This is a genomic window from Lacrimispora sp. (assembly GCF_047605665.1).
Classification (GTDB): Bacteria; Bacillota; Clostridia; order Lachnospirales; family Lachnospiraceae; genus Lacrimispora.
The window spans coordinates 205858-228246 of sequence record NZ_JASGFH010000006.1 but is presented as its reverse complement, the minus strand read 5'-3'; the positions used below and the strand labels follow the sequence as shown (position 1 = coordinate 228246).

The window sequence follows — 22389 nt, the reverse complement described above, 5'->3', positions numbered from 1 at the left end:
GATTTCCGGTCATGATTTAACTGATATGGAACAGCTTTTAGAGCAGACACAGGGAACCGGAGTTGATGTTTATACTCACGGCGAGATGCTTCCGGCTCACTACTATCCGGCATTTAAGAAATACGACAACTTCGTAGGAAACTACGGCAACTCCTGGTGGATGCAGGTTGGCGAGTTTGAGTCCTTCCACGGCCCAATCCTTTTCACAACCAACTGTATCGTTCCTCCAAAGACTCCTGAGGTTGGAACCAGAATCTTCACAACAGGTGCATCAGGCTTCCCAGGATGTCCGCACATCGTTGCTGATGAGAACGGCAAGAAGGATTTCTCCGCTATCATTGAAATGGCAAAGACACTTCAGTCTCCTGATGAGATCGAAACAGGCAGCATCGTAGGCGGTTTCGCACACAATCAGGTACTTGCACTGGCTGATAAGGTAGTTGACGCAGTAAAATCCGGCGCTATCAAGAAATTCTTCGTTATGGCAGGCTGCGACGGAAGAATGAAATCCAGAGATTACTATACAGAGTTTGCAAAACAGCTTCCAGATGATACTGTTATCTTAACAGCAGGCTGTGCAAAGTACAGATACAACAAGCTCGGTCTTGGCGATATCGGCGGCATTCCAAGAGTTCTCGACGCAGGACAGTGTAATGACTCCTACTCCTTAGCAGTTATCGCGCTGAAGCTGAAAGAAGTATTCGGTGTTGAAAGCGTTAACGATCTTCCTATCGTTTACAACATCGCATGGTATGAGCAGAAGGCAGTTATCGTGCTTTTAGCACTGCTTTCCTTAGGCGTGAAGAACATCCACTTAGGACCGACATTACCGGGATTCTTATCTCCAAATGTTGCTAATGTTCTTGTGGAAACCTTCGGCATCGCAGGCATTGGAACCGTTGAGGATGACATTGCATTATTCACTGCATAATTAATTAAATCATCTGTCAAAGGTCCGTTCAGTGCTTTATGCCTGGGCGGGCCTTTGTGATAAAAACATAAGATGAGATGTTTTGGAATAATTTACAAAAAACCAGATCATAATAAAAATGAATTTCAGGCTGTAAAAACGATGGCCCGGAAGATATGGTAAAAAGCACCCTTGGTGTACCATTATGCCCAGGAAACATGGGCAAACAAGGTGAAAGGAGATATCAGTATGAAAGCAGTAGTTGACAGAGATGGCTGTATTGAATGCGGTTTATGCGCATCTGTATGTCCGGAAGTATTCCGCATGGCAGATGACGGTCCGGCAGAGGTTTACGTTGATGAAGTTCCTGCAGAGGCAGAAGATTCAGCAGTGGAAGCGCAGGATGGATGTCCTGTTTCCGTAATCACAGTAGAATAATTGAGAAGGCGGCGCCTTCGTCTGAGCGGAATATCGGCCTGGACGGAGGCGTTTTTACATTTGACCGGCAGGGATATCCTGTAAAAGAATATCTGGAAAAGTGCGGGGATTAATGGTAAAATAACAGGATAGAATGCTGTTTTATACAGGAAGAGGAATGGGGGTCAGAGAATGAGTGTATTTTTTTACGGATGCATAACAATGGACGGTTATCTTGCGGATAAAAACCATGGTCTGGACTGGCTTCATCAGACCGGCGGGGTGGAGGAAACGGATTATGAAAGCTTCTATAAAAGCATGGATGTCACCATTATGGGGAAACGGACATTTCATGAGATTGAACGTATGGAGAATGCCGGCAGCTTTTATCCGACCACTGAAAACTATGTGTTTACACACGATAAAAGCTTATCTTTGAAAGAATTTATTCCTGTAAGCGCGGATGTGGCCGAGTTTGTCAAAGTCATTGAAAGAGATAAAAATGTCTGGATTGTGGGAGGAAACACAATCCTGGCTCCTTTGCTGGACCGGGATATGGTGGATCACATGATCATACAGATTGCCCCTGTATTGCTGGGGGATGGAATTCCCCTGTTTTCACAGAAGGAAGCGTTAAAGAGGTTTTCCTTAAAGGAAGTGAAAAAGTATGGGCCGTTTGCAGAACTGGTTTACTGCAGGCGTTGAGAATAAAACACAGCTTTTAAGACAGGATAGGAAAGTATTGCTTTACAATCCGTCTCTCATGTAGGTATAATGGAAAGAACAAATGGAATTGAGTGTATAAAACAAAAAACGGAGACAAGAGATGAGAGAACTGAGTGAGATCAAGGATGATCTGGACTGCATCAGCAGGGAATTGCTTAAGCTTTTGGAAAAAAAGCTGGACTGCACAGCAGAGCTTGTGGAATATAAAAAGGCACACGGGCTTCCTGTCTTTTCCCAGGAAGAGGACCCTTTCCATGACTTCCTGCCCGATGATATAAAAGGCCACGTCTATGAAGAGGAATTGAGAAAGATTTTTAAACAGGTGAGAAAAGCGGAAAAGTCCGTCCAGGGAAAGAGCCTGCTTGACTGCAATATTGCCCTGATCGGATTTATGGGTACAGGCAAAAGCACAGTCTCCAAGTATTTGAAGGACATGCTCTCCATGAAGGAAGCCGATGTGGACGCCATGATCGTGCAGGAACAGAAGATGGCCATTAAGGATATATTTGCGCAGCATGGGGAGGCGTATTTCCGCGATTGTGAAAGCAATGCCATTATCAGCCTGCAAAACTGCCGCCGGACCATTATTACCTGCGGAGGCGGTGCGGTGATCCGGGATGAAAATGTGAAGAACTTAAAAAAGAGCAGCCGTATTGTGCTGCTGACAGCCAGCCCTGAGACAGTTTTAGAGCGGGTGAAGTACAGTGATGAGCGGCCCATTTTAAATGGAAATATGAATGTGGAATTCATAAAAGGGCTCATAGATAAACGTGCCTCCTATTATGAAAGGGCGGCCGATATTACCGTTGAAACAGACCGTAAAAGCGTGCAGCAGATCTGTATAGAAGTGGCTGCATCCCTGGTCCGGCTTGAAGCGGAAGCAGAAAACGAAAGAGAAAGGAAATAACGATTATGCTTTGGAAAGAAAAATATGAGTTAGGCGTTCCGCTGATTGATGAGCAGCACAAGGAACTGTTTCAGCGTGTGGAAGCATTTATGCAGGTGCTTCGTTCTTCTTCCTCCTGGGAGGAGAAGGTAGAACAGGTCAATGAAACTCTGGCATTTATGAATTCTTATGTGGTGGAGCATTTCAGGGACGAAGAGGAGTATCAGGAGAAAATCGGTTATCCGGGCAGCGAGGAACACAGAAGAATACATAATGATATGGTGAGTTTCGTCCTTACGGTTACCCGTGAATATGAAAGCAGCGGTTATGAGGAGCAGCTCATGCAGCGGTTTGCAGGTAAGCTGATGGCCTGGCTCATCAACCACGTTGCGGCAGAGGACCAGCGCATCGCCACTTATGCCATTGAAAAGGGGGTGGCTGATCATGACTGATCTATACAACCCATTTTTAGAGGCTACCCGCAATGTATTCCAGTTGATGCTGGACCTTACAGATGTTTCCAGCCAGCCGGCAGAGTGCTTTGACTGCGAAAGAGAACTGGATGTTTCCATAGGCTTTACCGGAGATTTGAAGGGAGAGGTGATTTACCGCCTTCCTCATGAGACGGCTTTTGGCCTTGTCAATTCCATGAGCGGAATGGAATTTGACGAAGTGGATGAATTTGTCACCTCCGCAGTATCAGAGATTGCCAACATCATCAGCGGAAATGTGGTCACACTTCTGGCGGGAGAAGATTTGACATGTGACATCCTTCCTCCGGTGATGAAAACTCCTGATGAAGGGGAAGAGTATGCGATCCGCACAGCCTGTTGCGTGGTTACATCCATAGGTGAGGTTTATCTGGATATCCGGTTTAATCCCGGAGAATAATAGCGTAAAATCAATGAAGCACGTCTGCATCCGAAATAAAAAGGGGATGGGACGTGTTTTTATTTATGGAAATAATTGAAAAAAACATTCATCTCCACAACTTTTACAAATTCTCCTGTTATTCTTGGGTTCAGAAACGAAAAGGAGGATAGGTCATGGGCTCTGGTCTGAAAACCAAAAAATTGCGTATCGGCGGTATGACCTGTGTCAGCTGTCAAAATAAGATCGAAAAAAAATTGAAAAATACTGCGGGAATCGAACATGCGGAAGTGAGTTATAACGCAGGAACAGCTACCATCACTTATGACACAGATATTATTTCCTATAAAAGCATTGTGGAGCTGATTGAAAAGCTGGATTACACGGTGCTGGAGGGAAAAGAAAAGCAGGAATCCGGTTCCAGCCGGGCCATTGGGCTGGTTTTGATTATCATTTCCCTGTACATGATACTGGAACAGTTCGGATTTTTAAATCTCCTGGCTCCAAGCCAGCTTGCTGAGGCAAACATGGGCTATGGAATGCTGTTTGTCATCGGTCTGGTCACCTCGGTTCATTGCGTGGCAATGTGCGGAGGAATCAACCTTTCCCAGTGTATGCCAAAGGTGGAGGAAGGAAATGGGGAGCAGGGACGTTTTTCCGCCCTTCGCCCAACCTTTCTCTATAATCTGGGACGTGTGATCTCTTATACGGCAGTTGGTTTTTTAGTGGGAATGCTCGGCTCAGTCGTCACCTTTTCCAACACCCTACAGGGCGTGTTGAAGCTGGTTGCCGGAATCTTTATGGTGATTATGGGAATCAACATGCTGGGGATTTTCCCCTGGCTTCGGAAGTTCAATCCCAGAATGCCCAGAGTCTTTGCCGGAAAGATCAACAGGGAGAAATCCAAAAGCAACAGCCCTCTGATCGTGGGCCTGTTAAACGGATTCATGCCCTGCGGACCTTTGCAGGCCATGCAGATTTATGCCCTGTCTACGGGAAACCCCTTTTCAGGCGCACTGTCCATGTTTTTATTCAGTTTAGGAACAGTTCCTCTGATGTTCGGTTTGGGAGCCCTTTCCACAGTTCTTGGAAAGAAGTTTGCAGGACGGATTATGACAGCAGGCGCGGTTTTGGTGGTGGTCCTTGGAATGTCCATGTTTTCCCAGGGCGTCAGTTTGGCCGGGTTTGAAGGTCCTGCATTTTTAGCCGGAGAAAGCGGAACCGGCGGTGACCAGCAGGAAAGCGGAGAAAATGTTAAAATAGAAGACGGAGTTCAGGTGGTCAACAGCACACTTTCTCCTGGAAAATACCCCAATATTACGGTTCAGGCAGGCATTCCGGTGAAATGGATCATCGATGCGCCCCAGGGAAGCATCAACGGCTGCAACAACCGGATGTTCATCCGGGACTATGGAATTGAATACACCTTTAAGACTGGGGAAAATGTCATTGAATTTACGCCTGATAAACCGGGAAAGGTCCGCTATAGCTGCTGGATGGGAATGATCCGCGCCAGCATCTACGTGACGGAAGAAGGGGAAGCAGGCGCAACGGAAGAAAACCCGTTAAAGGAATACGACCCGCAGACACCAACCCCCGCAGGATATCAGATTCCGGTGGAAGACGTGGTTATTGCAGAAAAGGGCGAGGATGGATACGGAAACGAAGTCCAGAAAATCACCCTGGAATATACAGATGAAGGCTTTAAGCCTGCCGTTGCAGTGGTGGAAACCGGCATGGATGTAGAGTGGGCCATTGTGGACAACACCACAGAATCCGATTACGGCCTGGATCTTCTTGTTCCTGCCTTCAGCACTCAGCTTTTCCTGGAAAAGGGGGAAAACCTCCTTTACCTCACTCCTACGGACAGCTTTGATTTCTCCACAGGGGATAACAAGTTCTACGGATACATCAAGGTTGTGGATGATATTGAAACAATGGATTTGGATGCCATTAAAAAAGAAGTCGGCAGTTTCCAGACCATGATCTGGCCTGAAGAGACCTTTCAGGGATCAGGCGGCGGTTCTTGCTGCCAGTAAGAGGAGGAGACATTTATGGAATTATTATTGAGCCATTGGCACTGTATTCTGCCGGCATTTGCCATGATAGCAGCCATGTTTTTTATGGGAAAGAAATCAGATAAGGATGAATAGCATTGATGCGCAGGAGGTATATTAAGATGATTCAGAAGTTTTTAAATAAGACGGAAAAAGGCGGGAAAACGGGCCTGAAAAAGAAAAACCATATGGCTTATGCAGGACTTTTTGCAGCGGCCATGATGGCGGCATTTGCTTTGACGGCCTGCGGCTCCAAGGGTAAGTCTGAAGGAGCAGGAGCTTCCTCAGACAAGGCCCAGGTCATTGCAGAGGGAGAGAATCTCGTGATTCCTGTAAGCGGCATTTCAGAGACAGCCAGCTTCTATCCGGTAGAGGTGGACGGAACTCTTATGGAAGTGGTAGCGGTTCAGGCTCCTGACGGAAGCCTGCGCACGGCCTTTAACACCTGCCAGATCTGCTACGGTTCGGGAAGAGGGTATTATGTGCAGGATGGAAATGTTCTGGTATGCCAGAACTGCGGAAACCGTTTCCCCATGAGCCGGGTAGAGGTGGAAGCAGGGGGCTGTAACCCATGGCCTATTTTTGATGAAGATAAGACCGTGACAGACGAATCCATCACGATCTCCTATGATTTTCTGAAAGAATCTTATAAAATATTTGAGAACTGGAAAATATCATAACTGAGGCTGTCTGTATCAGCCGGGAAATTTCATGGAGCAGCTTACGGAAATGCCATTCTGGCTTAAGTAATCTGCTCCCCATTTGTACATGGCCTCTAAAATGGGCTGGATGCTGGTTCCCAGCTCAGAAAGCCGGTACTCTACCTTGGGGGGAACCACCGGATATACGGTGCGTATGATCAGATTGTCCTCCTCCAGTTCCCGAAGCTGCTGGGTCAGCATCTTGGGGGTGGCCTGAGGGATGAGCTTTCGAAGTTCTCCAAACCGCAGGGTGCGGTCAATTAAGTGCCAGAGGATGAGAGCTTTGTATTTTCCTCCTATCATATCTAAGGTAGCGTCTACGGGGCAGTTAACACCGGTACAGTTATCGTGCATGGAATTGTCCTCCTATAGTATCATTTTGGGTACTATAATACAAAAAAGTGCATACTTGCAAAAAACGAAATTAATGTCATAATAGTATCATAGGAACTGATAAATATCAAGAGACTCCCTAAAAAATAATCGTGAGGTGAAATATATGGAAAGTCAAATGTTAGACATACGGGGAATGACCTGCGCAGCCTGTGCCCAGAGAATTGAAAAGGTTGTGCGCAAGCTTCCGGGCATTGAGCAGGCTAATGTGAATCTGGCCAGCGAAAAGCTGTTTGTGGAATATGACAGCAGCGTTGTAAAGCTGGACCAGATCAAGGAAAAGGTGGAAAAGATCGGCTACCAGGTGGTAGAACGGTCTGAAAATACCACAGTGACCATTCCCATAGGAGGAATGACGTGTGCCGCCTGCGCCCAGCGTATCGGCAAGGTGGTAGGAAAGATGGAAGGAGTGCAGGAAGCTTCCGTCAATTTCGCGACAGAAAAGGCAACCGTTACTTATGATCCCCAGAAGGTACGGCTCTCAGCCATTAAGGGAGCCATTGAAAAGGCCGGATACAAGGCTTTGGAGGTTGACAAGGCAGATGCAGCCGATGAGGACCGGGAGCGCAAGCAGAGGGAGATCAAGACCCTTTGGACTAAATTCATTATCTCCGCTGTTTTTTCCCTGCCTCTCCTTTACATTGCCATGGCGCCTATGGTTCCATTTGTCACCCTGCCTTTCCCGGAGGCTTTGAACCACATGCAGTATCCCCTGGTATTCGCCGTAACACAGCTTCTTTTGGTGGCTCCGGTCATTGCGGTGGGATATCGGTTCTATACCGTGGGCTTTAAGGCTCTGATCCAGAGAAGCCCTAACATGGATTCCTTAATCGCAATCGGAACCACAGCCGCTGTTTTATACAGTATTTACAACTTATATCAGATCGCAGACGGCCATTTTATGGCAGTGGAAGCCCTTTATTTTGAGTCAGCAGGCGTGATCATCACCCTGATCCTTCTTGGAAAGTCTTTAGAGGCTGTTTCAAAGGGCAGAACCAGCGAGGCCATTAAAAAACTGATGGGCCTTGCACCGAAGACAGCCCTCATTCTGGAGAATGGGGTGGAAAAAGAAATACCCATTGACGAAGTGGAAATCGGAGATATAATTGTAGTAAAGCCCGGCGATAAAATCCCGGTGGATGGAACCGTTTTAACCGGCCATACGGCCATTGACGAATCCATGCTGACAGGTGAGAGCATGCCGGTGGATAAAAAGGAAGGCGATAAAGTGTACGCCGCTTCCTTAAATACAACAGGCGCCATTCAGTTTAAAGCTGAAAAAATCGGCAGCGATACGGCACTTGCCCAGATCATCAAGCTGGTGGAAGATGCACAGGGCTCCAAAGCCCCTATCGCCCAGATGGCTGATATTGTTTCCGGTTATTTCGTGCCGGTGGTGTGCGTCATTGCACTGGCTGCCGGTGCGGCCTGGTACTTTGGAACGGGAGGCGATTTAAAGTTTGCCCTGACCATATTTATTTCCGTGCTGGTTATTGCCTGCCCGTGTGCCCTCGGCCTTGCAACTCCTACGGCCATTATGGTGGGTACGGGAAAAGGTGCTGAAAACGGCATTCTCATCAAGGGCGGCGAGGCTCTTGAATCAGCTCATAAAATCAACACCATTGTATTCGATAAAACAGGTACGATTACAGAAGGAAAGCCTACGGTTACCGATGTGCTGACCACAGAAGGCATTTTAAGAGATAGGCTTTTGCAGCTTACGGCTTCCGCAGAAAAAGGGTCTGAGCACCCTCTGGGTCAGGCCATTGTCCACGGAGCAGAAGGAGAAGGGCTTGCCATACTGGCGACAGAGACCTTTGAATCCCTGACAGGACGGGGAATTGAAGCGAAGATCGACGGCCAGGTGGTTCTTGCCGGAAACAGAAAGCTGATGGATGAGAGAGAGATTTCTCTGGAAGGAATGGAGGAAACCTCAGACCGTCTGGCAGAAGAAGGAAAGACACCCATGTATGTGGCGGTTGACGGCAGACTGGCCGGAATTGTGGCCGTTGCAGACGTGGTGAAGGAATCCAGCCGCAGAGCCATTGACAGGCTTCACAAGATGGGCATTGAAGTGGCTATGATCACAGGTGATAATAAGAAAACCGCAGCAGCCATTGCAAAACAGGTCGGCATTGATCGGGTTCTGGCTGAGGTTCTTCCCCAGGATAAGTCCAATGAGGTGAAAAAGCTTCAGACAGGCGGACGCAAGGTGGCCATGGTCGGAGACGGAATCAACGACGCTCCTGCACTGGCACAGGCTGATATCGGAATTGCCATTGGCTCCGGTACGGATGTGGCCATGGAATCGGCTGACATCGTTCTCATGCGGTCTGACTTAATGGATGTGCCTACGGCCATTGATTTGAGCAAGCACACCATCCGCAACATCAAACAGAATCTTTTCTGGGCATTTGGCTATAACGTAATCGGAATCCCCATCGCAGCCGGATTTTTACATCTCTTTGGCGGTCCTCTTTTAAACCCCATGTTTGCGGCGGCAGCCATGAGCTTAAGCTCTGTTTCCGTTTTGACGAATGCATTGAGGCTTAAGAGATTCAAACCAAGTATGAAATAGAGGTGAGCGCATGAAGAATAATACAAAATTAATTGCAGGAATCGCCGGGGCAGTCCTTGTAGTGGCTGTGATCATGGTGACTGTACTGAATAAAGTAAATGGAGATCTGGACGTAATCGGCCAGGGTTCCTTCCGGTCCTTTGGCCGGATGTTGGAAGCAGCTTCCGGTCAGTTGGAAGCAGACGAAACGAATGCAGGCTGGTCCTTGTCAGCCCCGGATAAAAGCGCACGCTTTGTCTGGAGCCAGGATTACAGCAAAAGCCCCCGTTACGATTTGATGCTGGAAGTTGATGCAAAGCCATTTCTGGCTGCAGGGCTTGATACTGCAAAACTTCCGGAGAGCTATACCGTAGCCGATGAGAAGCTGGTGGTAGGCAGTGAGCTTGGAGATGAGGTTTTGGTCTATGAGGCCGAGCCTACGGCCCTTGAGGCTTACGGCCAGATCGTTGAAAATCACCGCAGCGCAGTCAGCTACCATATGAGCGGCGACCATTACGGCGTCGGAATCGGCCATGGAAACGGCGTGGAATGGGCCAATGACTTGGAAATGAACATGGCAACAAAGGAAGCTCAGGATAAAGACCTGGTATTCGTTTTAAACCCGGGGCCGCTCATCGCCGCAGGCGTTGATCCTGAAAAGGTGGAAGGCTGGAAGTATGCCGTCGTTCACGGTGCCAGCCACAGCGGAAAGAGCACAGATTCCTATAAGTTTTTAAAACCAGTTTCTTTGGATTGATTTCCTTAAAATAATATATAATCATGGAGGTAGTTGAAAATGGCTAAATCAGTAATAAAGGTAGATGGAATGTCTTGTGAGCATTGCGTTAAGGCAGTTTCAGGTGCAGTAGGGGCGATTGCCGGAGTATCCGGCGTGTCCGTGGACTTGGGAGCAGGAACCGTAACGGTTGACCATGATCCTGATGAAGCATCTGTTGAAACCATTAAGTCCGAGATTGAGGATCAGGGTTACGACGTAGTGGAGTAAAAGAAGACGGGAACCGCCAAAAAGGCGGCTCCCGCTTTTCGCTTTTCATTCATAGATTCTGGAGGTGCGAAATGCTTAAAAACATCAAAAATGTGCTGGTTGTGGATGACGAGCCCAAGATTTTGGAGGTGGTCTGTCTGCTTCTGGAAAGCAAGGGCTTTCGTGCTTTCCCCGCTGAAAACGGCCAGAAGGCCCTGGATATATTTGATTCGGAGAATATCTCTCTCATTATTTTAGATCTGATGATGCCCGGCATTTCCGGACAGGAGGTGTGCAGGACCATCAGGAAAAAATCCCGCGTTCCCATTATCATGCTGACAGCCAGGGTGGATGAAAGCGATATTGTGGAAGGGCTGGGGCTCGGAGCCGATGACTATATCTTAAAGCCCTTTGGCTTAAAGGAGCTGTATGCCAGAGTGGAAGCTGTTCTTCGGCGGACGGAAAGTGATCTGGTGCCCTTGACCAAAAGAAATTCCTGGAGAGACGGGGATTTAATGGTGGATTTTGAAAAGAATGAAGTCAGGAAAAAGGGGGTAAGCTTAACATTGACTCCCAGCGAACTGAAAATCTTATCTGTGCTCATTAAGTATCCGGGAAAGGTTTTTACCAGGGAGGAGCTGATTGAAGCGGCCCTTGACAAAGGCTTTGCAGGCTACGACAGAGCTATCGACAGCCACATTAAGAACATAAGGAAAAAGCTGGAGGATGACCCGAAAAATCCGGTCTACGTGCTGACCATTCCCGGCCTGGGATATAAGTTTGGAGGGGATGGCGGATGAGAAGCTTAAGAAAGCAGTTGTCTTTGTCCATCCTTTTGATTCTTCTGGTCACCATTTCCCTGATCGGTCTGCTTTCCAACTGGTTTATCAACCGGGAATTTGAAAAGTACATCACCAACTTAGGACGGGAGCGCAGAGAAAATATTGTCCATGATTTCAGCAGCCAGTATGATTCCTTTAAGCGGAACTGGAGGCCGGAGTACGTCCATGCTCTCGGCATGAATGCCCTGTATGACGGATATATTTTAAAGCTTTACGACGAGTCAGGCGCTATGGTGTGGGATGCGGAAAACCACGATATGAGCCTTTGCGGACAGATTATGGATGAGATATCCACCCGCATGAAGGAACGCAAATCCGATGTGGGTCTGGTGGAAAATACGTATGATATCGTAAACGGCGGAAAGCGGGTAGGTTCTCTTTCCATCAAGTATTACGGGCCGTTTTTCATGAATGAGGCTGACTTTAATTTTATCAATGTGATGAACAAGGTCCTTCTGGTCATCGGCGTGCTTTCCAGCATCTGTTCCGTTGTGGTGGGAAGCTTCATAGCCAGACGGATATCCAGGCCGGTGACAAAGACGGCTTACATTGCAACCCAGATATCAAAGGGCAATTATCAGATACGGTTTGAGCCGGGAACGAGAATACGGGAGCTTGACGAGCTGGCTGGTGCCATCAACCATTTATCCAGCGCTTTGAGCGACCAGGAAAATCTGCGAAAGCAGATGACCGCAGACGTGGCCCATGAGCTGAGGACTCCGCTGACTGCCCTTGGGTCCCATTTGGAGGCCATGGTGGAAGGTCTTTGGGAGCCCACAACAGAGCGGTTAAAAAGCTGCCATGAAGAGGTTAAGCGCCTGGGAACCCTGGTGGCGGATTTGGAGCAGCTTGAAAAGGTGGAAGGAGAAATTTTGAACCTGAATAAATCCTCCCTGGACTTACTGGATATGATGCGCACCGTGTCCGATGCAATGAACGGGGAAATCACCAAGAAGGGTTTAACCCTGTCTGTGGAAGGGGAGAGTGTTTTCGTGGAGGGAGACAAAAACCGGTTGAGCCAGGTGGCTGCCAATCTGATTTCCAATGCCATTAAGTATACGGGGACAGGCGGCTCCATCGGAATTTGCGTATCCCAGACAAAGGACCTTGGAATCATAGAGGTGAGGGATACGGGAATCGGCATTCCTCAAAAGGAACTGCCTCTGGTGTTTGAGCGATTTTACAGAACCGATAAATCCAGGAACCGGAAATCGGGAGGCGCAGGCATTGGACTGGCTATTGTAAAATCCATTGTGACGGCCCACGGAGGCACTGTGACGGTGGAAAGCAAAGAGGAAGAGGGAAGCTGCTTTACCGTAAGCCTTCCCAAAGGAAAATAAGAGGCAGAAGGCCTCTTATTCCAGCAGGGTGAAACGGTTTTTCTTATAGCTTAAAAGGCCCTCTGCCTGGAGCTTGCTCAGCTCATTTGACAGGGCGCTGCGGTCTATGGAGAGATAGTCTGCAAGCTGCTGCCTGTTAAAGGGGATATCAAAGGAAGATGTCCCGCTTTTTAAGGACTCGGTGGAAAGGTAGGAGAGCAGCTTTTCCCTGATGGTCTTCTGGGACATGTGCTGCATCTTCTTTGTCAGAGCCATGTTTTTTCCGGCAATGGCTGTCAGGAAGTTTTGCACCAGCTTGGTGTGGTAGCCGCATGCCGAGGTGCATACGGTCATGATCTTATTGTAGTCCAGAAATACCACGTCGCATTCGGAATCAGCGACCACGCTCATTTCTATGGGAATGGAGGCCAGGCAGGCGTATGTTTCGGCAAAGATAAAGCCGGGCGTCACTTCGGAAATGATGGTCCGTCTGCCCCAGAAATCCTCCTGGATGATCAGGGCGGTTCCGGAGAGAACCATTCCGATGGAACGGATGTAATCCCCGCTTCTTATGATGAATTCATCTTTTTTATAATGTTTCGTCCGGGCTGAAAGGCATTTCAGCATGGACTGTATTTCTTCCTGGCTGACTCCGGAAAACAGGCTTGATTTCTTTAATACCGGCAAATATTCATCCATTTTTATCCATCCTTCCAAATTATTTTTTGAAATGTTGTAATAACAACAGAAAAGATGTAATTATTATATTATAATATGCTCAGAAAGGCAAGTAAGAAAATTTCATACTTTATAAATAATCTTAATAGAAAACAGGAGGAACATTATATGATAACGAGAGAAATGACCATTGGAGAAATTTTAAGAATCAACCCCGATTCAGCAGAGGTTTTAATGAGCATCGGTATGCACTGTCTTGGATGTCCGTCTTCCCAGATGGAGACATTGGCAGAGGCATGTATGGTACACGGAATTGATGCAGAGTCCGTTCTGGAGAAATTAAATCAGTAAGATAAGGGGAATGAAATGAGCGCATTTTTAGGACCGATACACAATTGGTTATATAATAAAATACAAATTCAGAATGCAATGGTTGACGTGATTTTGGACCTTGCAGAAGAAAAAGGATACAGCCAGGGCTTGAGAGCCAGGGCAGATGAACAGTACGGAGCATTTCCCCAGGGAAATTTAGAGGATTTAATTGACACAGGAAACATCCACGGCTGGCTTCAGGAAAAGGTCAGCCTTGTGGAAGGCAGAATGGCCTATGCGGTCACAGAACTGGTGAAGGAAAATCCGGACAGGCTGGCTGAAATCGAGGCTGCCATCAGTGAATTCGGAAGAAAGCTTTCTGTAAACGGAGAGCTTACCGTCAGAAATGCCTATGATTACCTGGAAAACACCTTGTTAAACGGTATGCCTTGTGACAGAGTCAATGCTCTGACAGAGGAAACAGAGGATAAGCTGGTGTGGAGACAGACCCAGGATATCCACGGCGCTTACTGGCAGCAGGTGAACGGAGATGTGAGCAACTACTACACCTTGCGGGAAGCGCTTATCAGAGGAATTTTTGAAGGCACATCTGTAGAGTTTGGACAGGCTGAAGATCAGTCATATGAATTGAGGAGACGCGTATGAATGGAATAGACTTATTGGTAAAAGAGCATGAGAATATTTTGGCTTTCACCGGCTTTATGAGAAAGATCTGTGCCGGGATTTTAGAGGGAGAGCCGGTAGACGGACCTCTTTTGCGGGAATGCATTGAATTCGGAAGAAATTATGCCGATAAGCATCACCATGGCAAAGAGGAAAAGATTTTATTCCGGGTTATGTTAGAGAACATGGGACCGGTTGCGGATAAGCTGATCCGAAACGGTATGCTTGTAGAGCATGACTTAGGGCGGCTTCATCTTTCCGAGCTTGAAAAAGCCATTGATGAATACGAGAAAAATCCGGGAACAGAGCCTAAGCTGGATATCATTTCCAATGCAATCGGCTACGGCGCACTGTTAAAGCGCCATATTGAGAAGGAAGACGGTGTTGCCTATACTTTTGCAGCGCGGGAGCTTTCTGAGGATATATTGAAGGCTGTGGATGCAGAGACAGAAGCCTTTGAAAAGCAGGCAAGAGAAGACGGCGTGCAGAATAAATATGAAACCTGGATTCGTGAAAAGGTGAAATAACTGGAATGAGACGGTCTGTTTAAAGCAGGCCGTTTTGTCCGTTGAGAGATTTGTAAAAATGAATTGCCCAAACAGGCATTTCGAAGTATAATGATTACTGTGCAAGGTTGAAAGAAAAGCTTCTTTCAACCTTGAGTTTGTGAATCAAGGGGACATGCCTGCATACCCCCTGATTCATCAGGATACAAAATTGAGAAAGAGGTAGAATTCCATTGTTAAATCAATTTTCAAGGACCCAGATGCTGCTGGGAGAGGAGTCCATGGACAGGCTGGCAGGTGCCAGAGTTGCTGTCTTTGGCATCGGCGGCGTGGGCGGATATGTGGTGGAGGCCCTGGTGAGAAGCGGTGTGGGCTCCTTTGTTTTAGTAGATGACGATAAGGTGTGCCTGACCAATTTAAACAGGCAGCTCATAGCCACCAGAAAGACCGTAGGCAAGTACAAGGTGGAAGTGATGAAGGACCGGATTTTGGAGATCAATCCAAAGGCAGAGGTGGAGATGCGCCAGTGCTTTTACTTACCGGAAAATGCCGATGAGTTTGATTTTAAAAATTATGATTACGTGGTGGATGCGGTGGATACGGTGACCGCAAAGCTGGAGCTGATCATGCGGGCAAAGGAAGCCGGAGTTCCGGTCATAAGCTGCATGGGAGCGGGAAATAAGCTGGACCCCACTAAATTCCAGGTAGCGGATATTTATAAGACCACCATGTGCCCTCTGGCAAAGGTGATGAGAAGAGAGTTAAAAAAGCGCGGAGTGAAAAAGCTTAAGGTGGTGTACTCTACGGAAAAGCCTGTAAGGCCTTTGGAGGATATGTCCATCAGCTGCAGGACCAACTGCATCTGCCCGCCGGGAGCGCAGCATAAATGTACGGACCGGAGGGATATTCCCGGAAGCGTGGCCTTTGTGCCTTCAGTGGCAGGGCTTATTATAGCCGGGGAAGTGATCAAGGATTTATCCCGGACGGAAAAAGAAGGGAGGTAATCCTATGTCTGAAGGACGAAGGCTCAGTCTGACACTGGAAGAGATGAAGGAAATGGACCCTGAGGATTATATGCTGGTGGATGTGAGGGATCAGTCCTCTTACAGCCATGGATTCATACCGGGGTCTGTTAATATAGAGATGGAAGCGCTGTTAAACGGGGAGAATTCTCTTCCCATGGACAAGAAGATCATCCTGTACTGTTTAAAGGGAATTGTCAGCGAAGAGGCGGCAGAGGCTCTGCTGGAACGGGGCTATGACGTTTATCATCTGGAGGGCGGCTACGGCCAGTGGCTTCTTGGTGCCATGGAAAAAGAGGACCAGGGAAGCGAGAGGCAGGAAAACATTGAAAAGAGCATCCAGAAGAAATTCCACAAGCAGTTATTCAGCCGTTTTACAAAGGCCATCAACCAGTATGAGCTGGTGAAGGAAAATGATAAGATCGCTGTCTGCATCTCAGGCGGAAAGGATTCCATGCTGATGGCAAAGCTGTTTCAGGAGCTGAGGCGGCATAACAAGTTTTCCTTTGACCTGGTATTCCTTGTGATGGACCCTGGGTATAATGAAACCAACCGCCAGGTGATTGAAAATAATGCGAAGCTGATGGGGATTCCCGTCACTGTGTTTGAGTCCGATATCTTTGAGGCTGTCTACGATGTGGAGAAGTCTCCATGCTACTTATGCGCCAGAATGAGGCGGGGACATTTGTACAACAAGGCAAAGGAGCTGGGGTGCAACAAGATTGCCCTTGGGCACCACTATGACGATGTCATTGAAACCATACTCATGGGCATGATGTACGGGGCCCAGATTCAGACCATGATGCCTAAGCTTCACAGCACCAATTTTGAAGGGATGGAGCTGATTCGGCCCATGTACTTAATCCGGGAGGATGATATTAAGAAATGGAGGGATTACAACAGCCTCTATTTCATTCAGTGCGCCTGCCGTTTTACGGATACGTGTACCTCCTGCCGTGTCGACGGAAGTGCGGTCTCCAAAAGGACGGAAATCAAGGATTTGATCAGGCAGTTAAAAGAGGTCAATCCGTATATTGAAGGAAATATCTTTAAAAGTGTGGAGAACGTGAATCTGGATACCATCATTGCTTATAAGAAAAAAGGAACGGTTCACCACTTCCTTGACCGGTACGATTTGGAAACATAATAGAATTCTTATATAAGCCGGAGTTTCGGTCTTTTTACTTGTAAATAGTGCTTGATAAACATATTAACCTTGTGGTAAATTATAGGTATGGAGGTTATATCTTATGAAAATTTCAACAAAAGGCCGCTATGCCATCAGGCTTATGATTGATCTGGCTGAACATAATACCGGGGAGTTCATCACGTTGATGGATATTGCGGAAAGGCAGGAAATATCGGAAAAATATTTGGAATCCATTGTATCGGTGTTAAGTAAGAATAATCTGCTGGTGTCCTTAAGGGGAAAGGGCGGCGGCTACAAGCTGGCCAGAGATCCGGAGGATTATACGGTGGGCAGCATTTTACGGCTTACGGAAGGTTCCCTTGCACCTGTCTCCTGTCTGGAGGGGGAAGTCAATAGCTGTGAGAGGGCTTCTTACTGCCGGACCCTGCAGATGTGGGAAGGCTTAAGCAAGCTGGTCAATGATTATTTTGACGGGATAACCATTGCAGATCTGGCGAAAAAGGATGAATATATCGATAATTATGTCATATAGCGTTTAGAAGACAGGGCAGAGGGCTTTTGAGACCTCTGCCCTGTTAAGTTTGTTTACATAAAAAAGAAATTGACAAATATTGACAAATGAGATAGCATGTATACAGTCATGCCCTTTAAAAACAGAGGGCAAAAGTGGGCTTGCAGCGGATTTCAGCGGGGTTAAAGGCTGTCTTTTATAAATGCAGAAAAATAAAAATCGTTTTTGTGACAAATTTCCACCTTTTTCCACTGGAAAAATGGAAAAAAGAGTGTTATGATATGTCTTGTAACAGAAACGTAACATATTTGTAATAAAGTAAAGGAGACGAAAGAATTGAAAAAATTAGCAGCACTTGGGATGATCACACTTACTTTAACAAGCATGATACCGCTTACAGCCAATGCGGCGGTGACCAGATACTTTGGTCAATGCAACACGGGAAGAAATAATGTTGTAACAATTAACGGAAGCAACATCCAGGATTTGAAAGCAAAGCTGAGACAGTTTGGAATTGATGAAAAATGTGCGGACTTGCTGGGAAATGGAAGTTCTACAAAACCTAACTTCCCGAAATATCCTGGGAATAATAATGGTTCTGGAAGCAACAATGGCTCAGGGAATAATGGTTCCGGAAGCAATAATGGTTCTGGGAATAATGGTTCTGGAAGCAACAATGGTTCCGGAAGCAACAATGGCGCAGGGAATAATGGTTCTGGAAGCAATAATGGTTCAGGGAATAATGGTTCCGGAAGCAACAATGGCTCAGGGAATAATGGTTCCGGAAGCGATAACGGATCAGGAAATAACGGTTCTGGAAGCAATAACGGATCAGGAAGTAACGGTTCCGGCAGCAACAATGGCTCAGGAAGCAACAACGGTTCCGGCTCCAATGATACCACAGAGAACAAAACCTACACCCAGCAGGTTGTTGACCTTGTAAACGCAGAAAGGGCAAAAGAAAGCCTGGCTCCTCTGACCATTGATCCTAACGTGGAGAAAGCTGCGGATGTAAGAGCAAGAGAAATCCAGTCCAAATTTGACCACACCCGTCCAAACGGCAGTTCCTTCTCAACCGCTTTAAAGGAGCAGGGAGCAGACTTTAAGGGAGCAGGAGAAAACATCGCATGGGGACAGCAGACTCCTAAGGAAGTGGTAAATGCATGGATGAACAGCCCAGGACACCGGGCAAATATCATGAATAAAAGCTACACCCACATTGGAGTAGGAAACGTTCAGAACGGTTCTGGAACTCAGTACTGGGTACAGTTGTTTACATACTAATTACTTAACCTCATAAAAATGATTCAAACCAGCTGCCAGTCAGCCCAGTTGGTTTGGGTCATTTTTATTTTGCAAATTTTTCACTTAATACATATAAACATATTGACAAAGTATGTTAACAAAAGTAATATAAGGATATGCAAAAGAATAAATAGATAAAAAGTCGTAAGACAAAGGATGGGAGACAGAGATGAAAAGTTTTGGTTTTAATACGGCTCTTTTACATGAAGCAGGAGGCAAAGACCCGTCTACCGGTTCTACCCTGGTTCCGATTTACCAGTCCAGCGCATTCTGCCATGAAAGCGCAGAGGAGCTGGAGCGTATTTTTGAAAACAAGGCATTTGGCTATTCCTATACGAGAATCAACAATCCCACCATTGAGGCCTTTGAAAAGAAGGTGACTATGCTGGAGGGAGGAATCGGAAGCGTGGCGTGTGCCTCCGGTATGGCGGCTCTGTCCAATGCATTTCTAAACATATTGCAGGCAGGGGATGAAATTGTCGCAGCCCCCGGTTTGTACGGAGGAACCATTGACTTATTCCGGGATTTTGAAGCTTTTGGAATCAAGACCCGGTATGCCAGGGAAAATTCACCCCAGTCCTTTGAGGAGCAGATCAATGAACGAACACGTCTCGTTTTTGCAGAAACCATCGGAAATCCCAAGCTGGATGTAACGGATATTTCCGCTTTGGCAGATGCGGTTCATCGTCATAACCTGCCTCTCATCATGGATAACACCACAGCGACCCCTTACCTCATTAGAACTCTTGCCCTGGGAGCCGATATTGTGGTCAATTCTTCCTCCAAGTACATAAACGGAAACAGCGATGCCATCAGCGGCATTCTGACGGATGGGGGCACTTACCGCTGGACCAGGGAAATGTATCCGGGGATGGCGGATTACATCAAACTCGGAAAGATGGCCTATATTGCAAAGCTGAGAAAAGGTCTGTTTCGCAACATGGGGGCCTGTCTCTCCCCTCAAAACGCTTTTTTAAACTGCCTGGGCCTTGAAACCTTAGGACTTCGAATGGAACGGCACTGTAAAAATGCTCTGGAGCTGGCTCTTTATTTACAGCAGCTTGCCCCGGAAATTGCCGTCAATTATCCGGGCCTTCCAAACAGCCCTTATTACCATCTGGCAAAAGAACAGTTCAGCCACGGATATGGAGGAATTATCACCCTGCGGGCAGGCTCCAGAGAACGGGCATTTGAAATCATGAACCGTCTGAAACTTCCCATTCTGGTGTCCAATGTAGGTGACACCAAAACTCTGGTCATTCATCCGGCTTCCACCATCAGCCTTTTTTGTACACCACAGGAAAAGGCGGCGTCAGGAGTGTTTGATGATCTGATCAGAATCAGCGTAGGTATTGAAGACATTGAAGATTTAAAAGCCGATTTTAAACAGGCGATAGAGGGAGAATGATATATGGCTAAAGTGGATTACAGCACCTTAAAAAAAGGCGGATTTATGCGCCAGAAGCAGAAGAACAACTTTTCCTTGAGAATTCAGGTAGTAGGGGGTCATTTGACCGCTGAAAACTTAAAGACCATTGCAGAAGTGGCGGAAAAGTACGGAGACGGGCATGTTCACCTCACATCACGTCAAAGCGTGGAGATTCCCTTTATTAAGCTGGATGATGTGGACGCAGTGCAGGCGGATTTGGCAGAGGGCGGATGCAGGCCCGGTATCTGCGGACCCAGAGTCAGGACCATAACTGCCTGTCAGGGGGATCAGATCTGCCCCAGCGGAAATGTGGATACCTATGACATTGCGGTGAAGCTGAATGAAAAGTACTTCGGCAGGGAACTTCCCCACAAATTCAAGTTCGGCGTCACAGGCTGCCAGAACAACTGCCTTAAGGCAGAGGAAAATGACGTGGGAATCAAGGGCGCTCTTCATGTGGAGTGGATTCCGGAGAAATGCATTTTCTGCGGAGTCTGTGAAAAGGTGTGCCGGGAAAAGGCCATTACGATCAAGGATAAAATTGTCGCTGTGGACTACGATAAGTGCAATGACTGCGGAAGATGTGCCAAGTCATGTCCCACGGATGCATGGGATACAAAGCCTGGTTATATTGTCTCTTTTGGCGGGCTTTTCGGCAATCACATCAGCAAGGGATTTTCCCCCCTGCCTCTTGTGACTTCAGAGGAACAGCTTTTTAAGATAACGGATGCTGCCATCGGGTTCTTTGATGAACACGGAAAATCCGGGGAACGGTTTAAATTTACCATAGACCGGATAGGAGAAGAGGAATTTATTAAGAAAATGGAGGAGGCATATTATGGCTGACTATGAGATCAATGACACTGTGGACATTACAGATGTGGTTTGCCCTGTAACATTTGTAAAGGCCAAGGTTGCACTGGAGGAGCTGGATGACGGACAGATTCTTTCCATCCGCTTAAATGACGGGGAAGCGGTTCAGAATGTGCCAAGAAGCATAAAGGAAGAGGGACATAAGATTTTAAAGCTGTCCCCCAATGAGGATGATACTTATACATTAGTGGTTCAAAAGGTTGAGGATTGATTGAGCGAAAGGGAGAAATTGAGATGAAGATTACGGTAGCAGGAAATAAAAAGGAATTTGAAGAGGGAATTACAATTGCGGATTTAATCAGTCTGGAGGATGTGGAGAATCCGGAGTATGTGACTGTTACTTTAAATGATGAGTTCCTGGAAAGAGGCCGGTTTGAGTTAACGGTCTTAAAAAGCGGCGATGAAGTGGAATTTTTATATTTCATGGGGGGAGGAGCTTTTTAATGGCATTTACCAACGAGCAACTGGAACGCTATTCCCGCCATATCATTTTAAAGGAAGTGGGAGCAAAGGGGCAGAAAAAGCTTCTGGAATCAAAGGTGCTGATCATTGGAGCCGGGGGCCTCGGTGCGCCTGCAGCCATGTACCTGGCGGCAGCAGGAGTGGGCACCATCGGTATTGCTGACGCTGATGAGGTGGATTTATCAAACCTTCAGCGCCAGGTCATACACACCACCGCAGACATCGGGAAGGCAAAAGTGAAGTCTGCCGCAGAGACCATGGAAGCCATTAACCCTGAAGTTACGGTCCATACATACCGCACTTTTGTGACCTCTGAAAACATCATGGATTTAATAAAGGACTATGATTTTATTATTGACGGAACCGATAATTTTCCGGCCAAGTTCCTGATCAATGATGCCTGTGTCATGGCGAAAAAGCCATTTTCCCATGCAGGAATCATCCGGTTTCAGGGACAGCTTATGACGTATGTGCCGGGAGAAGGCCCCTGCTACCGCTGCGTATTTAAGAATCCTCCTCCAAAGGATGCGGTTCCCACCTGTAAGCAGGCGGGAGTGATCGGAGCCATGGGAGGCGTGATTGGAAGCCTTCAGGCCATGGAGGCTGTGAAATACATCATAGGAAAAGGAGACTTGCTGACTGGAAGGCTGATGACTTATGATGCCCTGAAAATGCAGTTTCGCACTGTAAAGCTTCCGGCAGACCACAACTGTGCTGTATGCGGAGAAAATCCAGAGATCACGGAGCTGATTGATTATGAGCAGGCGGAATGCGAGTTAAAGCTGTAGAAATGG

The 22389-nt window shown here is 47.1% G+C and carries 27 protein-coding genes; 25 read left to right on the top strand and 2 right to left on the bottom strand.

Annotation, left to right across the window (positions count from 1 at the left end):
* From hcp to QM657_RS07055, 8 genes are all read left to right on the top strand, one after another.
* A partial coding sequence (hcp, locus tag QM657_RS07090) for a hydroxylamine reductase (RefSeq protein ID WP_415065900.1) occupies window positions 1–931 on the top strand: 931 nt, incomplete at its 5' end.
* 228 nt (window positions 932–1159) lie between these two features.
* A complete protein-coding gene (locus QM657_RS07085) occupies window positions 1160–1348 on the top strand; it encodes a ferredoxin (protein ID WP_415065899.1) in 189 nt (62 codons plus the stop codon).
* Window positions 1349–1519: 171 nt separating this feature from the next.
* Window positions 1520–2032 carry a dihydrofolate reductase family protein gene (locus QM657_RS07080; protein WP_415065898.1) on the top strand — a complete coding sequence of 171 codons (513 nt, stop codon included), beginning with the start codon at window positions 1520–1522 and terminating at the stop codon, window positions 2030–2032.
* Window positions 2033–2153: 121 nt separating this feature from the next.
* Window positions 2154–2960, top strand: coding sequence for a shikimate kinase (locus tag QM657_RS07075; RefSeq protein WP_415065896.1), 807 nt, complete (start codon window positions 2154–2156; stop codon window positions 2958–2960).
* A 5-nt stretch (window positions 2961–2965) separates the two neighbouring features.
* Window positions 2966–3391, top strand: coding sequence for a bacteriohemerythrin (locus QM657_RS07070; protein ID WP_415065895.1), 426 nt, complete (start codon window positions 2966–2968; stop codon window positions 3389–3391).
* A complete protein-coding gene (locus QM657_RS07065) occupies window positions 3384–3830 on the top strand; it encodes a chemotaxis protein CheX (RefSeq protein ID WP_415065894.1) in 447 nt (148 codons plus the stop codon). The genes QM657_RS07070 and QM657_RS07065 overlap by 8 nt, the downstream gene beginning before the upstream one ends.
* A gap of 155 nt (window positions 3831–3985) precedes the next feature.
* A complete protein-coding gene (locus QM657_RS07060) occupies window positions 3986–5848 on the top strand; it encodes a sulfite exporter TauE/SafE family protein (protein WP_415065893.1) in 1863 nt (620 codons plus the stop codon).
* Window positions 5849–5988: 140 nt separating this feature from the next.
* On the top strand, window positions 5989–6546 hold the full coding sequence (locus QM657_RS07055) for a DUF2318 domain-containing protein (RefSeq protein ID WP_415065892.1): 558 nt from the start codon (window positions 5989–5991) through the stop codon (window positions 6544–6546).
* A 15-nt stretch (window positions 6547–6561) separates the two neighbouring features.
* Here the strand turns inward: QM657_RS07055 and QM657_RS07050 are convergent, their stop codons facing one another.
* Window positions 6562–6921: a winged helix-turn-helix transcriptional regulator gene (locus tag QM657_RS07050; protein ID WP_415065891.1), complete on the bottom strand. Its 360-nt coding sequence runs from the start codon at window positions 6919–6921 to the stop codon at window positions 6562–6564.
* 145 nt (window positions 6922–7066) lie between these two features.
* On the opposite strand from QM657_RS07050, the gene QM657_RS07045 reads away from it, so the two are divergent.
* The 5 genes from QM657_RS07045 to QM657_RS07025 all read left to right on the top strand — a co-directional run bounded on the left by QM657_RS07045 (window position 7067) and on the right by QM657_RS07025 (window position 12684).
* Window positions 7067–9538 carry a heavy metal translocating P-type ATPase gene (locus tag QM657_RS07045; protein WP_415065890.1) on the top strand — a complete coding sequence of 824 codons (2472 nt, stop codon included), beginning with the start codon at window positions 7067–7069 and terminating at the stop codon, window positions 9536–9538.
* Window positions 9539–9548: 10 nt separating this feature from the next.
* Window positions 9549–10274, top strand: coding sequence for a hypothetical protein (locus QM657_RS07040; RefSeq protein WP_415065889.1), 726 nt, complete (start codon window positions 9549–9551; stop codon window positions 10272–10274).
* Between the two features lie 39 nt (window positions 10275–10313).
* Window positions 10314–10523, top strand: coding sequence for a copper chaperone CopZ (copZ, locus tag QM657_RS07035; protein WP_333649900.1), 210 nt, complete (start codon window positions 10314–10316; stop codon window positions 10521–10523).
* A 71-nt stretch (window positions 10524–10594) separates the two neighbouring features.
* The gene (locus QM657_RS07030; RefSeq protein ID WP_415065888.1) at window positions 10595–11302 is read left to right on the top strand and encodes a response regulator transcription factor; all 708 of its coding nucleotides are present in this window, start codon (window positions 10595–10597) and stop codon (window positions 11300–11302) included.
* Window positions 11299–12684, top strand: coding sequence for an ATP-binding protein (locus tag QM657_RS07025; protein ID WP_415065887.1), 1386 nt, complete (start codon window positions 11299–11301; stop codon window positions 12682–12684). Before QM657_RS07030 ends, QM657_RS07025 begins: the two co-directional genes overlap by 4 nt.
* 15 nt (window positions 12685–12699) lie before the next feature.
* Here QM657_RS07025 and QM657_RS07020 read toward each other — a convergent pair whose 3' ends face one another.
* A complete protein-coding gene (locus QM657_RS07020) occupies window positions 12700–13362 on the bottom strand; it encodes a Crp/Fnr family transcriptional regulator (protein WP_415065886.1) in 663 nt (220 codons plus the stop codon).
* 147 nt (window positions 13363–13509) lie between these two features.
* Here QM657_RS07020 and QM657_RS07015 point away from each other — a divergent pair, with 147 nt between their 5' ends.
* The 12 genes from QM657_RS07015 (at window position 13510) to thiF (ending at window position 22383) form a co-directional block, all read left to right on the top strand.
* On the top strand, window positions 13510–13692 hold the full coding sequence (locus QM657_RS07015; protein ID WP_415065885.1) for a DUF1858 domain-containing protein: 183 nt from the start codon (window positions 13510–13512) through the stop codon (window positions 13690–13692).
* Window positions 13693–13707: 15 nt separating this feature from the next.
* Window positions 13708–14319 (top strand): hypothetical protein, encoded by a 612-nt coding sequence (locus tag QM657_RS07010; RefSeq protein ID WP_415065884.1) that lies wholly within the window; start codon window positions 13708–13710, stop codon window positions 14317–14319.
* Window positions 14316–14864, top strand: coding sequence for a hemerythrin domain-containing protein (locus QM657_RS07005; protein ID WP_415065883.1), 549 nt, complete (start codon window positions 14316–14318; stop codon window positions 14862–14864). The genes QM657_RS07010 and QM657_RS07005 overlap by 4 nt, the downstream gene beginning before the upstream one ends.
* Window positions 14865–15076: 212 nt before the next feature.
* Window positions 15077–15847: a ThiF family adenylyltransferase gene (locus tag QM657_RS07000; protein ID WP_415065882.1), complete on the top strand. Its 771-nt coding sequence runs from the start codon at window positions 15077–15079 to the stop codon at window positions 15845–15847.
* Window positions 15848–15851: 4 nt separating this feature from the next.
* Complete coding sequence (locus QM657_RS06995; RefSeq protein WP_415065881.1) at window positions 15852–17012, top strand: rhodanese-like domain-containing protein; 1161 nt, start codon at window positions 15852–15854, stop codon at window positions 17010–17012.
* A 103-nt stretch (window positions 17013–17115) separates the two neighbouring features.
* Complete coding sequence (locus tag QM657_RS06990) at window positions 17116–17547, top strand: RrF2 family transcriptional regulator (RefSeq protein ID WP_415065880.1); 432 nt, start codon at window positions 17116–17118, stop codon at window positions 17545–17547.
* A 315-nt stretch (window positions 17548–17862) separates the two neighbouring features.
* Window positions 17863–18810, top strand: a complete 948-nt coding sequence (locus QM657_RS06985) for a CAP domain-containing protein (RefSeq protein ID WP_415065879.1) — start codon at window positions 17863–17865, stop codon at window positions 18808–18810.
* A 190-nt stretch (window positions 18811–19000) separates the two neighbouring features.
* On the top strand, window positions 19001–20239 hold the full coding sequence (locus QM657_RS06980) for an O-acetylhomoserine aminocarboxypropyltransferase/cysteine synthase family protein (protein WP_415065878.1): 1239 nt from the start codon (window positions 19001–19003) through the stop codon (window positions 20237–20239).
* A 3-nt stretch (window positions 20240–20242) separates the two neighbouring features.
* On the top strand, window positions 20243–21106 hold the full coding sequence (locus QM657_RS06975) for a 4Fe-4S binding protein (RefSeq protein ID WP_415065877.1): 864 nt from the start codon (window positions 20243–20245) through the stop codon (window positions 21104–21106).
* Window positions 21099–21344, top strand: coding sequence for a sulfurtransferase TusA family protein (locus tag QM657_RS06970; protein WP_415065876.1), 246 nt, complete (start codon window positions 21099–21101; stop codon window positions 21342–21344). The genes QM657_RS06975 and QM657_RS06970 overlap by 8 nt, the downstream gene beginning before the upstream one ends.
* A gap of 23 nt (window positions 21345–21367) precedes the next feature.
* Window positions 21368–21577 (top strand): sulfur carrier protein ThiS, encoded by a 210-nt coding sequence (gene thiS / locus QM657_RS06965; protein WP_415065875.1) that lies wholly within the window; start codon window positions 21368–21370, stop codon window positions 21575–21577.
* Window positions 21577–22383: a thiazole biosynthesis adenylyltransferase ThiF gene (gene thiF / locus QM657_RS06960; protein WP_415065874.1), complete on the top strand. Its 807-nt coding sequence runs from the start codon at window positions 21577–21579 to the stop codon at window positions 22381–22383. Before thiS ends, thiF begins: the two co-directional genes overlap by 1 nt.
* The last annotated feature ends 6 nt before the right edge of the window (window positions 22384–22389 follow it).

Bases quoted from the DNA above. Each gene is read 5' to 3' on its own strand.
- QM657_RS07060 (WP_415065893.1), top strand. From the start codon at position 3,986: ATGGGCTCTGGTCTGAAAACCAAAAAATTGCGTATCGGCGGTATGACC.
- QM657_RS07080 (WP_415065898.1), top strand. From the start codon at position 1,520: ATGAGTGTATTTTTTTACGGATGCATAACAATGGACGGTTATCTTGCG.
- QM657_RS07005 (WP_415065883.1), top strand. From the start codon at position 14,316: ATGAATGGAATAGACTTATTGGTAAAAGAGCATGAGAATATTTTGGCT.
- QM657_RS06980 (WP_415065878.1), top strand. From the start codon at position 19,001: ATGAAAAGTTTTGGTTTTAATACGGCTCTTTTACATGAAGCAGGAGGC.
- QM657_RS07045 (WP_415065890.1), top strand. From the start codon at position 7,067: ATGGAAAGTCAAATGTTAGACATACGGGGAATGACCTGCGCAGCCTGT.
- QM657_RS07055 (WP_415065892.1), top strand. From the start codon at position 5,989: ATGATTCAGAAGTTTTTAAATAAGACGGAAAAAGGCGGGAAAACGGGC.
- QM657_RS07010 (WP_415065884.1), top strand. From the start codon at position 13,708: ATGAGCGCATTTTTAGGACCGATACACAATTGGTTATATAATAAAATA.
- QM657_RS07020 (WP_415065886.1), bottom strand. From the start codon at position 13,362: ATGGATGAATATTTGCCGGTATTAAAGAAATCAAGCCTGTTTTCCGGA.
- QM657_RS07015 (WP_415065885.1), top strand. From the start codon at position 13,510: ATGATAACGAGAGAAATGACCATTGGAGAAATTTTAAGAATCAACCCC.
- QM657_RS06995 (WP_415065881.1), top strand. From the start codon at position 15,852: ATGTCTGAAGGACGAAGGCTCAGTCTGACACTGGAAGAGATGAAGGAA.
- QM657_RS06975 (WP_415065877.1), top strand. From the start codon at position 20,243: ATGGCTAAAGTGGATTACAGCACCTTAAAAAAAGGCGGATTTATGCGC.
- QM657_RS06970 (WP_415065876.1), top strand. From the start codon at position 21,099: ATGGCTGACTATGAGATCAATGACACTGTGGACATTACAGATGTGGTT.
- QM657_RS07075 (WP_415065896.1), top strand. From the start codon at position 2,154: ATGAGAGAACTGAGTGAGATCAAGGATGATCTGGACTGCATCAGCAGG.
- thiS (WP_415065875.1), top strand. From the start codon at position 21,368: ATGAAGATTACGGTAGCAGGAAATAAAAAGGAATTTGAAGAGGGAATT.
- thiF (WP_415065874.1), top strand. From the start codon at position 21,577: ATGGCATTTACCAACGAGCAACTGGAACGCTATTCCCGCCATATCATT.
- QM657_RS07085 (WP_415065899.1), top strand. From the start codon at position 1,160: ATGAAAGCAGTAGTTGACAGAGATGGCTGTATTGAATGCGGTTTATGC.
- QM657_RS07065 (WP_415065894.1), top strand. From the start codon at position 3,384: ATGACTGATCTATACAACCCATTTTTAGAGGCTACCCGCAATGTATTC.
- copZ (WP_333649900.1), top strand. From the start codon at position 10,314: ATGGCTAAATCAGTAATAAAGGTAGATGGAATGTCTTGTGAGCATTGC.
- QM657_RS07030 (WP_415065888.1), top strand. From the start codon at position 10,595: ATGCTTAAAAACATCAAAAATGTGCTGGTTGTGGATGACGAGCCCAAG.
- QM657_RS07025 (WP_415065887.1), top strand. From the start codon at position 11,299: ATGAGAAGCTTAAGAAAGCAGTTGTCTTTGTCCATCCTTTTGATTCTT.
- QM657_RS07050 (WP_415065891.1), bottom strand. From the start codon at position 6,921: ATGCACGATAACTGTACCGGTGTTAACTGCCCCGTAGACGCTACCTTA.
- QM657_RS06990 (WP_415065880.1), top strand. From the start codon at position 17,116: ATGAAAATTTCAACAAAAGGCCGCTATGCCATCAGGCTTATGATTGAT.
- QM657_RS07070 (WP_415065895.1), top strand. From the start codon at position 2,966: ATGCTTTGGAAAGAAAAATATGAGTTAGGCGTTCCGCTGATTGATGAG.
- QM657_RS07040 (WP_415065889.1), top strand. From the start codon at position 9,549: ATGAAGAATAATACAAAATTAATTGCAGGAATCGCCGGGGCAGTCCTT.